The sequence below is a fragment of the Streptomyces sp. ID05-39B genome (assembly GCF_033794725.1).
GTDB classification, from domain to species: domain Bacteria; phylum Actinomycetota; class Actinomycetes; order Streptomycetales; family Streptomycetaceae; genus Streptomyces; species Streptomyces bobili.
Genome location: NZ_JARGEF010000058.1, coordinates 26,035 through 36,969 on the forward strand (window position 1 = coordinate 26,035; position 10,935 = coordinate 36,969).

General features: G+C 67.6%; 8 protein-coding genes and 1 pseudogene. 5 read left to right on the plus strand and 4 right to left on the minus strand.

Annotated elements, in window-relative coordinates:
- Window positions 1-19: 19 nt before the first annotated feature.
- From P1P75_RS15580 to P1P75_RS15590, 3 genes are read right to left on the minus strand one after another with little or no spacing between them, the layout of a single operon-like run.
- Window positions 20-961 carry a carbohydrate ABC transporter permease gene (locus P1P75_RS15580; RefSeq protein WP_006379287.1) on the minus strand — a complete coding sequence of 314 codons (942 nt, stop codon included), beginning with the start codon at window positions 959-961 and terminating at the stop codon, window positions 20-22.
- Window positions 958-1,980, minus strand: coding sequence for a carbohydrate ABC transporter permease (locus P1P75_RS15585; protein ID WP_006378583.1), 1,023 nt, complete (start codon window positions 1,978-1,980; stop codon window positions 958-960). The genes P1P75_RS15580 and P1P75_RS15585 overlap by 4 nt, the downstream gene beginning before the upstream one ends.
- Complete coding sequence (locus P1P75_RS15590; RefSeq protein WP_006378736.1) at window positions 1,977-3,272, minus strand: ABC transporter substrate-binding protein; 1,296 nt, start codon at window positions 3,270-3,272, stop codon at window positions 1,977-1,979. The genes P1P75_RS15585 and P1P75_RS15590 overlap by 4 nt, the downstream gene beginning before the upstream one ends.
- Before the next feature lie 521 nt (window positions 3,273-3,793).
- Here P1P75_RS15590 and P1P75_RS15595 point away from each other — a divergent pair.
- From P1P75_RS15595 to P1P75_RS15605, 3 genes are all read left to right on the plus strand, one after another.
- Window positions 3,794-4,858, plus strand: coding sequence for a LacI family DNA-binding transcriptional regulator (locus P1P75_RS15595; protein ID WP_173402939.1), 1,065 nt, complete (start codon window positions 3,794-3,796; stop codon window positions 4,856-4,858).
- A 239-nt stretch (window positions 4,859-5,097) separates the two neighbouring features.
- A complete protein-coding gene (locus P1P75_RS15600) occupies window positions 5,098-7,140 on the plus strand; it encodes an RICIN domain-containing protein (RefSeq protein WP_013005178.1) in 2,043 nt (680 codons plus the stop codon).
- 110 nt (window positions 7,141-7,250) lie between these two features.
- Window positions 7,251-8,486: a sensor histidine kinase gene (locus P1P75_RS15605; RefSeq protein WP_119580544.1), complete on the plus strand. Its 1,236-nt coding sequence runs from the start codon at window positions 7,251-7,253 to the stop codon at window positions 8,484-8,486.
- Window positions 8,487-8,596: 110 nt separating this feature from the next.
- Here P1P75_RS15605 and P1P75_RS15610 read toward each other — a convergent pair whose 3' ends face one another.
- Window positions 8,597-9,487: a serine protease gene (locus tag P1P75_RS15610; RefSeq protein ID WP_119580543.1), complete on the minus strand. Its 891-nt coding sequence runs from the start codon at window positions 9,485-9,487 to the stop codon at window positions 8,597-8,599.
- 806 nt (window positions 9,488-10,293) lie between these two features.
- Here P1P75_RS15610 and P1P75_RS42030 point away from each other — a divergent pair.
- Together P1P75_RS42030 and P1P75_RS15615 are read left to right on the plus strand one after the other, a co-directional pair.
- Window positions 10,294-10,491 (plus strand): DUF5605 domain-containing protein, encoded by a 198-nt coding sequence (locus tag P1P75_RS42030; protein WP_162948133.1) that lies wholly within the window; start codon window positions 10,294-10,296, stop codon window positions 10,489-10,491.
- A gap of 53 nt (window positions 10,492-10,544) precedes the next feature.
- Window positions 10,545-10,838 (plus strand): annotated as a pseudogene (locus P1P75_RS15615) (ISAzo13 family transposase); the annotation flags it as partial.
- Window positions 10,839-10,935 lie beyond the last annotated feature (97 nt).

Consider the following 10,935-nt stretch of genomic DNA (forward strand, 5'->3'; position numbering starts at 1 on the left):
ACGAGTGGGGGGTTCAGGTTCAGCCCTTGTTGGCGCCCAGCGTGAGGCCGCTGACGAACTGCCGCTGGAGCACGAAGTACACGATCAGGGTCGGGATCGCGGTGAGCAGGGCTCCGGCTGCGACCAGGTTGGGGTCGGTGAAGTACTGGCCGGAGAGGTTGTTCAGCGCCGAGGTGATCGGCATGTTCTCGCCGGTGGAGATCAGCACGATCGCCCAGAAGAAATCGTTGTAGATCCAGATGGACAGCAACGTCGCCAGGGCGGCCATGGCGGGCTTGCACAGGGGCAGCACGATCTGCCAGTACAGGCGCCAGACGGAGGCGCCGTCGACCAGGGCGGCCTCGGTCAGCTCGTGCGGCAGGGAGCGCATGTAGTTGGCCAGCACGAAGGCGCAGAAGCCGGACTGGAACGCCACGTGGATCAGTACCAGGCCCAGCGCGGAGTCGTAGAGCTTGCCGCTCATGGTGATGCCGGGCAGGTCGATGAGCAGATACAGGCGGTACAGCGGGGTGATGATGACCTGCTGGGGCAGCAGGTTGCCGGCCGTGAACACCAGCAGCAGGAACAGATTGACCCGGAAGTCGAAGCGGCTGACGTAGAAGGCGACCATCGACGACAGGAACAGCGTCAGCAGCACCGCGGGGATCGCCACCAGCAATGTGTTGCCGAAGTAGTGCAGCATGTCTGACTGCTGGAAGGCGTTGGTGAAGTTGTCGAGGCTCAGTTCGTCGGGCCAGGAGACGTAGCCCTTGGTGCTGGTCTCGGCGTACGGGCGCATCGCCGCGTACATCGCCCACAGCAGGGGTGCGAGCCAGGCCAGCGCGGCACCGGCGAGGAAGACGTGCAGCAGGATCCGGGCAGGGCGGACGGGGGTGCGCTGCTTGGCCAGCGCGCCAGAGTTCAAAGGGGTGGCGCGAAGCGCCTCGTTCAGGGTGGTGGTGGGCGACGGGTGGGAGCTCATGCGCGCCGCTCCTTCCGGAAGGTCGCGATCAGATACGGGATGATCACGGCAAGCGAGATCACCAGCAGGACCACGGCGATCGCGGAGCCGTATCCGATGCGGCTGGACTCACCGATGATGTTGTTGGTGACCAGGATCGACAGCAACTCGGTGCCCTCGGCGCCCTTGTTGAAGACGAAGACGAGGTCGAAGGCGCGCAGCGCCTCGATGATCGTCACGACCAGGACGACGGTGTTGGTGGGGCGCAGGGTGGGGAAGATGACGTTCTTGAACGTCTGCCACTCGTTGGCGCCGTCCAGCGAGGACGCCTCCCGAAGCGCCGGGTCGACACCCTTCAGGCCGGCCAGGTAGAGAATCATCATGTAGCCGGTGTGGCGCCAGGAGGCGGCGATGAGGACGGACCACAGGTTGAGGTCCGGGTCGCCGATCCAGTCGATGTAGTGGCCGGGCTCGTTGGCGCCGATGATGCTGTTGATCAGGCCGGTGTCGGGGTTGTAGACGAGCTGCCATACGAACCCGATGACCGCCATCGACAGCACGACGGGCAGGAAGAACGCGGTCTGGTACACCTTGCTGAACCGGATCTTCTTGTCGAGCTGCACGGCCAGGAACAGGCCGAGCGGCGTCGGGATCAGGATGAGCACGACGAACCAGACGATGTTGTGCTCGACGGCGGGCCAGAACTGCGGGTTGCTGGTGAACAGCTCACGGAAGTTGTCCAGGCCGACCCATGTGATGGAGTCGAAGCCGATGCCGTCCCAGGTGGTGAAGGCCAGCGCGATCGAGGCGAGAGCTGTGAGCCAGACGAGCATGACGTGCAGGATCGTCGGCACCCCGGCCATCAGGCCGAGGGTGAGGCGGTCCCGTCGGGTGAGCAGCCGTCGGTGGCCCAAGGGGGCGCGCAGCCGCTTGGTCTGATTCTTGGTCACATTCTTCGGGTTGCCCGGGGGCGGCACTGCGGCCGCCCCCGAGGTGCTGGTGGTTCCGGTCCCGGTACCGGTGTTCGTGGTGGCGGTCATGCGGACGCGAAGATCGTCTTCTTCTGGCGCTCGATCGACGCCAGCAGGCTGTCGACGCCCTTGGGGTCGCGGACGAACTTCTGCAGGGCGGGCTGCATCACCGTGGAGGTGAAGTCCGGGCGGCTGTCGCGGTCCATGAACTGGGTGAGGTGCTTGGCGCCGGCGATCGTCTCGTACGCCTTCTTCTGGAGCGGGGTGTACGAGGAGGTGTCGGCCTTGTTGGAAGCCGCGACCAGGCTCGGGTCGGACTTCAGGTAGATCTGCTCTGCCTCCGGGGTGCCCAGGAACTCCAGGAGCTTCAGCGCGCCGTCCTTGTTCTTCGGAGCCTTGGAGAGCATGAAGCCGTCGGTGGGCGCCTCGACGGTGTCCTGTCCGTGCGCGGAGTCGATCTCCGGGAAGGGGAAGAAGTCAAGGTCGTCCAGGTCGGCCTTGTTCGTGAACTGCTGCGCCACGAAGCTGCCGAACAGGTACATGCCCGCCTTCTTCGAGATCAGCGTCTGGGCCGCGTCCTGCCAGGTGCGGCCGACCGCGCCCTCCTGGTGGTAGGGGAGGATCTCGGCCCAGTGGTCGAAGGCGGTGCGGACCTTGGCATCCGTCCAGGACGCCTTGCCGGCCATCAGCTCGACGTGGAAGTCGTAGCCGTTGGTACGGAAGTTGATCTGGTCGAAGGTGCCGAGCGCGGGCCAGGCGTCCTTGTCGCCGAAGGCGAACGGAACCAGGCCGTCCTTCTTCATCTGCTTGCACAGGGCGACGAGCTGGTCCCAGGTGGTGGGGACCTCGTAGCCGTACTTCTCGAAGACGCTCTTGCGGTAGAAGACGCCCCAGAGGGACGTGGAGATGGGCACGAAGTAGTACTTGCCGTCCGCGCCCTTGCTGAGCGCCTTCATCGCCTCGGGGAAGTTTCCGCCGATCTTCTGCCACACGTCGTCGATCGGGGAGGCGAGGCCCTTGGCGGCGAAGAACTGCATGCGGTAGCCGGCGAACCAGTTGAACACGTCGTCCGGGGTGCCCTGGAGGTAGGTGTTGATCTGCTCCTGGAACGTGTTGTGGTCCTTGGTGTTCACGTCGACCGTGATCCCGGACTGCTTCGTGAACGCCGCGTAGATCTCGGCGAACGCCTTCTTCGGCACCGCGTCCGACGCGTTCGACCCGAGGCTGACGGTCTTGGGGTCGGATGCCGTGCCGCTGCCGCTGCCGCTGCCGCCGCAGGCGCTGAGCAGCGGTATGCCGGCGCCGAGGACGGCTGCGCCACCGATACCGCGCAGGACGGTGCGTCGGCTGGCAGAAGGCATGGGCCGACCGAGGGAGGAAGAGTGCATTTCGGCTCCTGACAGGGCGGCCGTGCTCAGGCGGCACGTCGGCCCGCGGGGTGTGACGGGGAAGCGGTCGTCTACGCGACCAAGACTCAACACGATCGAACAAATTCGACCGGCGGTTGGGAGGAAGAGTGAACGCTCCGAGGAGTCGCTGTCAAGCCCCTTCGACCTGACCTCAGAGCTGACCGTACCTGTCGGCAGGACGGCCGGCCTACCGCCGGAGGGGAGCGACACCCCCGTTCCGCGAGCCGGCGCGAGAGCCAACTTGTATCCCTTGACCAGCAGATATGTCCACCACGGGGGCTCTCCGCACGGCGACTGCGACTCCCTTCGCCGACCGGCCGCCCTCCGACGAACCCGCATCCGCCCCTCGGAATCGATACCGCCGGAACCCTTGACGTACCGCTGTCGGCTACGTAGACATGACCACGCGGTCAGACCGCGTGGTCATACAGTTGACCGCCTTCGATGCAGACGTACGGCCGTCGGGAGACTTCATGGCAGCAGTGGTGGGACGGAGCGAGGGCTCCGCTGTGCCGCGCAGCGCGGACGTGGCCCGCCTGGCCGGGGTGTCACGCAAGACGGTGTCCCGGGTCCTCAACAACGAGCCGTACGTCTCCGAGGACGCCCGCACCAAGGTCCTCGCGGCCGCCGAGGAACTCGGCTACCGGCTGAACCAGGCGGCCAGGACACTGGTCTCCGGGCGTACCGGCTCCATCGGTGTGGTCGCCCTGGGCACCGCCGGCTACGGGACCGCTTCACTGCTCGTGCACATCGAGCGGGCCGTGCGCGACGCGGGCTACGCGCTCCGCGTGGTCAACACGCCCGACGGCGACCCGACGGGCATCGCGGGTGCCGTGGCGTCGCTGCTCGAACAAGGGGTGGACGGCGTCATCGTCTCCGAACCCATCGTGGAAGGAGACATCAGCGTCCGCGTCGGCGTCCCCGTCCTCTTCCTGGGAGCACCGCCCGCCTTCACCGCCACCCGCACCGTGACCATGGGTGTGGGCGCACAGGAACTGGCGCGGGCGGCCACCGAGCATCTGCTGGACCTGGGACACACGACCGTTCATCATCTCGCCGGTCCGCGGCGCTGGTACGCCACCAAGGACCGCATCGAAGGATGGCGTGCGGCGCTCGCGGCACGGGGCGCGCACGAGCCGCCACTGCTCAACGGTGACTGGTCGGCTGCCTCCGGCCATGCCGTGGGCCGGGCGCTGGCGTCGGACAGGTCCGTGACCGCTGTCTTCGCGGCGGGCGACGAGATGGCCATCGGGCTCATCCACGCCCTGCGGGAAGCCGGGCGCCGCGTACCCGAGGACATCAGCGTCGTCGGCTTCGACGGCAACCCGGTCTTCGCCTACGTCTCTCCTCCCCTGACCACCGTGCGCCAGCCCTTCGAGGCCGCGGCCAGAGAGGGCATCCGCCTTCTCGTGCACGCGATCGAGAAGCCCGACACCGACCTGCCGCAGGCGAGCGACCCACCGGTCGAACTCGTCGTCCGCGGCTCGACCGCGCCTCCGCCGTCGCACCCCGACAAGACGGACCGGCCCACCACCTGAGAGCACCCCGGCTTCGGAGAACACACCGCGCCCCGGGCACAGCTCCGCCACTCGCACCAGCCGTCTCACTCGCGAGGCGGATCGGTCCGACTCCTATGCCGCACGACACCGCGGTTCCTCGTACGCGGTGGACGTGCACTCCGGGCTCGCCGCTTCCCACCCGGTTTCGTCCCGGGCGGCACGCACCGGACCCTCCTGTCCCTCCCCTGCCCTGAGAGCCGCACATGTCCCCTGCACTGTTGAGCGCCAGACCCGGCGCCGCTCAGCATTCCCGCCCCACCACCCTGCTGTTGCTCATCCTGGCGCTGATCGTCGCCGCGGCGACGATTGTGCTGCCTGCCTCGGGGCGGGCTCAGGCCCTCTCCCGTCCCTCGCAGACCATGTACACCCCGCCCGCGGGTGCGCCCTCGCCCGGTTCGCTGTACCCGCGGGTGCTGCGTCTGCAGCACAACGGATCGGCCAACGGCACCCTGCTCGCCACGTTCGAGCAGTACACCAACGGTACGCCCGTCTTCCCGATCTACCGCTCCACCGACAACGGCGACTCCTGGAGCAAGCTCTCCGACGTAGCCGACACCGAGAACGGCTGGGGCATGCGCTGGCAGCCCGAGCTCTTCGAACTGCCCACGGCCATAGGCGACTTCCCGGCCGGGACCATCCTGGCCGCAGGTGACTCGGTGCCCTCCGACCGGTCGGCCACCAAGATCGACATGTACGCCAGCACCGACCGCGGTCAGACCTGGGACTTCGTCAGCAACATCGCCACAGGCGGCTCGGCGTTCGACACGAACGGCCAGACTCCCGTGTGGGAGCCGTTCTTCCTCGTCTCCGACGGCAAGCTGATCGTCTACTACTCCGACCAGCGCGACCCCGACCACGGCCAGAAGATCGTCCACCAGGTCTCCACCGACGTCCGCAACTGGGGCCCCGTCGTCGACGACGTGGCAATGCCCACCGCCGGCGACCGGCCGGGCATGCCCACCGTCGCGAAGCTGCCGAACGGCAAGTACGTCATGTCTTACGAGTACGGCGGCGCTCCCGAGGGCAACTTCTCCGTCTACTACAAGATCTCCTCCGACCCGGAGGCGTTCGGCTCGGTCACCGGCATCCCGCTGCGGACGACGGGCGGCGTGGTGCCGCAGAGCGCTCCCTACATGACCTGGCTGCCCACCGGCGGCCCCAACGGCACACTCGTCGTCAGCGCCAACAGCGCCGAGGACCTGTTCATCAACACGCAGAACGGCGCCGCGAACACCTGGACGCGCATCAGCGCCAATGTGATCGGCGGCTACAGCCGCGGCATGACGGCCCTCGCCGACGGGCACAGCCTGCTGATCCTCAGCGCCGGACGGGGAGGCAGCGGCCTCTCCAACCCGGTCACCTACAGCACGATCGACCTGGGCGGCGGCGTCTCCGACGGTGCCACCTACACCATGACCAACGCGAACAGCGCCCTGAACCTCACGATCGTCGGCGGCTCCACCACCAACGGCACCACCGCCACCCAGCAGAACCCCACCACCTCCACCAACCAGCAGTGGCGCTTCGAGCAGCAGTCCTCGGGCTACTTCAAGATCTTCAACGTCGCCAGTGGCAAGGTCCTCGGCGTCCAGAGCCAGTCCACCGCCAACGGCGCCACAGTCCTGCAGTGGGATGACAACGGCACGCCCGACCACGAATGGGCCATCGCGCCCCACCCGGCCGGCGGGTACAGCATCACCAACCGCAGCAGTGGCAAGCTCCTCGAAATACCCAGCGCCTCCACCACCGTCGGCACCGCCGCCGTCCAGTGGAGCGGCACCAGCTGCGGCTGCCAGCGCTGGAACCTCACCCAGACCGCCCTGCCGCCCCTGGGCACCGGCCAGTACGTCCTGGTGAACAAGAACAGCGGCAAGTACCTCGACATCCCGAACGGCTCCACCACCGCCGGCACCGCCGCCAACCAGTGGCAGAACACGAACTGCACCTGCCAGCTCTTCACCTTCCAGTCCGCCGGCAGCGGCGCCTGGAACATCAAGAACACCAAGAGCAACCTCAACCTCGACATCCAAGGCTCCTCCAGCGCCGCGGGCGCTGCCATCGTCCAGAACACCGCCTCCAGCGCCGACTCCCAGAAGTGGACCCTCACCGACGGGGGCGGCGGCTACTACAAACTCCGGAACGTGAACAGCACCCTCGTCGCCGGCGTCACCCAGTCCTCCACCGCCGACGGGGCAGCCGTCATCCAGTGGGGCAGCGCCAGCCTCGACGACCAGCTCTGGAAGATCGTCCGGATCAACTGACCGTCCCACCGTGCCATGACCAGGCGCGGGGACCGCCGGCGAAGCGGTTCCCGCGCCTGACGTCCGCCTCGGCCGACCAGCCGAGGCGCAGCCGACCGCTCCTCTCTACAGTGACCGATGTGAACCTCCTGCCTGCGACGGACGACCCGACCACGACGCGGACCCGCCGACAGGGCTGCCTGCGTGCGACGGGCGTCATCACACTGGTCCTGCTGGCCGCCGCGGACGTGCTCATCGCCGTCACCAACGGCAAGACCCTCTGGCCTGTGCTCCTGCTGCTGTCGCTCGGCCTCGCGGCCGTCCTGTGGCCCTCCGCCCGGCAACCCGCGTGGCTCACTCCCCAACTGCGGGCCGCCCTACCAGCAGGCGCTTCCCTGGCCTTGACCGCCGTGGCCACGACGACCGAGCGAATTCGTATGTTCGGCCCTGGGGAAGTGGCGGTCCTGCTCTGCCTGTTGCTGATGGCCGTCCGTACCTGCCCACCACGGTGGGCGATCCTGAGCGCCGTGCTCACTGGCGGGGCAGCCATCGCCGCGCCACTGCGCTTCTATGCCACCGACACCCAGGACGACGTCCTGATCCTGGGGCTCGCGCTGGCAGTAGCGCTGCTGACCGGCGCCAGCGCCGGCCTCGGCGGCTACCTGCGCAGCCTGGACCACAGGCGCGGCGTCGCGGTCGCCGAGACCCGCCGCTCCGAACGCCTTGCCATGGCAGCCGACCTGCACGACTTCGTCGCCCACCACGTCACCGGCATCCTGGTCCAGTCACAAATGGCCCGCATGATGGTCACCACCGAACCTGACCACCTGGACCCGGTCCTGGCGGGAATCGAGCAAGCCGCGACCGAAGCGCTCGCTTCCATGCGGTTGACCGTCGGCATCCTGCGCGAGGGCCTGGAGCAAACGGCCCGGCTCAAACCTGGAGAGGGCCGCCCGGTGGGCGACCTGAGCGCACTCGCGGAACTGGTCGACGGGTTCGGTGGTCCGGCCGGCTTGAAGGCCGAACTGCACCGCGACGCCTCAGTGCCCCGGAACTTGCCCCACGAAGTGCAGGCCGCCGCCTTCCGCGTCGTCCAGGAAGCCCTCACGAACGTACGCCGCCACGCCGCCGATGCCATCGAAGTCACCGTCGACCTCACCTGCGCCGACGACACCTTGCACGTGACGGTGCGCGACAACGGCCGCGGAGGCGCCCCGATGCCGTACGCCGCCCGCGGCGGAGGCTTCGGCATCGTCGGCCTCACCGAACGCGTCACCGCCCTCGGTGGCGAACTTCGCACCGGCCCCCGGACGGACCACGGCTGGGAGGTCGTGGCCCTCCTCCCCACCGTGCGGCCAGGGAATTGAGCTTTGTCGGGCCCGGGCCACCCGACAGTCCATGGCCCGGTCCGTCCGCAGGTCGGGAGCCACAGTCTCCAGAGCCAGCGCAGGACACGATGTCCCGCGCGGGCCCCCGATCAGCGGTCGAGCAGGCGCTTCACCCGCTTGCCCTCGGCGGACTTCCACAGGGTGTCCCACAGCTTGGCTGAGCCGGTATAGGTGTACACGCCCGGAGCGCCTTGCGCCGCGCAGCCGTCGCCGTACGACACGACGCCTATCTGGTACACGCCCTTGCGGCCCTTCAGTGTGCGGAAGAGCGGCCCGCCGCTGTCACCCTGGCAGGAATCCTTGCCCTCCACTCCCGCGCACACATGGACCTTCTTGTCGTAGCTCGGGTACGACGCCTTGCACTCGATGTGCGACACGATCGGAACGTCGACCGCGCGCAAACGGTCCGGATGGTTCGGCAGCTCGTTGTCGGTGTTGCCCCAGCCGGCGACCGTGGCCTTGGCACCCGGACGGATGAGCGCGTCCGTGCCCGGGGTCGGCAGGTTGACCGGGGCGATGCCGTAGACGGGCTTGTCCAGTTCCAGGAACGCGACGTCGTAGTCCCCGTTGTAGCGGGGGTGGAGGGTGATCGTGCGGACGTTGCGCAGATGGCCCTGCTTCTTGTTCGACAGCACGGTCCGGCCCACGACGGTCTCTATCTGCTTGGGCTTCACGTCATCGACGCAGTGGGCGGCCGTCATCACGACATCCGAATCGAGCAGACTGCCACCGCAGAACTGCCTGTCGAGCGGCTTACCCTTGCCCTTGATCAGCAGCGCCGCCATGAACGGGTACGAGCCGTTGGGCTGCGCGGCGCCACCGATGATCTGCACGACCGGGCGCCCGCTGTCCGTCGACGTCGCGGCGTTGGCCGTGCCGACGGACACGGCGAGGAGCCCGAGTACCGTGCCGGCCGCGACTGCGACAGAGGCGCCCCGCCGAGTCGCCGTTCTGTGGGCGGGGACGTTGAAATGATGCATGGGATCTCCAGTCTTCGAACGATTAAGCACCCCAAGGGACCCGCGCTCACGTCCCAACCTCCTTGCACAGCAGACGAACTGTGGAATTTCCACACAAAAGTGGCACTGTGCCGGTACGAGTGCGGAACGCAGGGGTTGGGGTTGGCCGCGAGCTGGCCCTGCGGGCAAGGCCCTTCCGGTCCCACCGCACAGGTGGTGGGACCGGAATACTTGATGGACGACGTCGTCTCCGGAGCTACGACGTGATCGTCATCGGCGATTTGCTCCACTCGTCTTGATGGCCGAGAGCGTGTTCAGCCGGACCGCGCTCGTGGGACTACCCGAAGCCGACACTGACCCCATCGAGGGCGGCCAACTAGGTATCGCCCTCGCCCTAGGCCTGGACAGCTGGGTGACGCGGGCGACCACGGTGGGGGTACGGGGAGCGGGCGGCAAGGTTGTCACGAGTTCTTGCTCCGATCAGGCTGGGAACTGCTTCATCATCCAGTTCACACCGCACCCCGCGGATCAGCCGAATTACTGACCACCTGAGAATGATGCTGGAACCGGCCTCATACGCCTCTGGTATGTCGCTGCATCAGCTTTGAGGATGATGTGCTGGGGAAACGATCCGCCGCCGGGAAGGTGTGGTACGCGGCGGGTACGTCACACCTGGCCGACGAGGATGTCCTGGGGTGGGCGAGGGGGTGTCCCTCTCATGGGCGAGAGCACGTCCCGGCTTGCCATTCTGCGGGCCATCCTCGAACAGCGTCTTGAGACAAAGCAGGCATCGACCCGCTGCCCCGGGGGCTACAACTTCCCCGTCGGTGACGTCGAGAACCCGATATCGAGCCGAGAGCATCGGCACCCGGGATATGACGGTCACCGCGTGCTCCCCCGGTGACTACGAGTGCAGGTTTACCCTCACCCTGCCGGATCGCCCGTACTTCGCGGTCCGTCGGCTGGCGTTGGACGAACAGACGGGTGACGGCACGGAGGGCCTTGACCCAAGGCCGGGTAGTTAGGGCTTGCCGGGAAACAAGCCGTCGCTTCCGGCTCCGAGGCTCGTTGCCATGGTATGGGGAGTCCGGAGGGGATCGAGGCGGCTCTGGCCGCGAAGTTCGCGACACTGTTCCCGCATCTCGACGAGCGGCAGCGGCGGCTGGCCATAGGAGCAGAAGCACGGTCGCTGGGTCATGGAGGCATCAGGCTCGTCGCTCGTGCGGCCGGAGTCCGGGAGGGCACCGTGTCGTGCGGGGTGTCTGAACTGGAGTTCGGCGAGGTGCCGTTGGGGCGGGTGCGCCGGTCCGGTGGGGGCCGCAAGCGTGCGGTGGACCTGGATCCGGGCCTTCGGCCCGCGTTGCTGGCCCTAGCCTCGCGCTTTCACGAGGTGGGGCGTCCGAGGCTTGATCAAATAAGCGGAGAGTACTCCTGACCTGCAACGATGGGACTTGTCGAGGGTCCTGTTG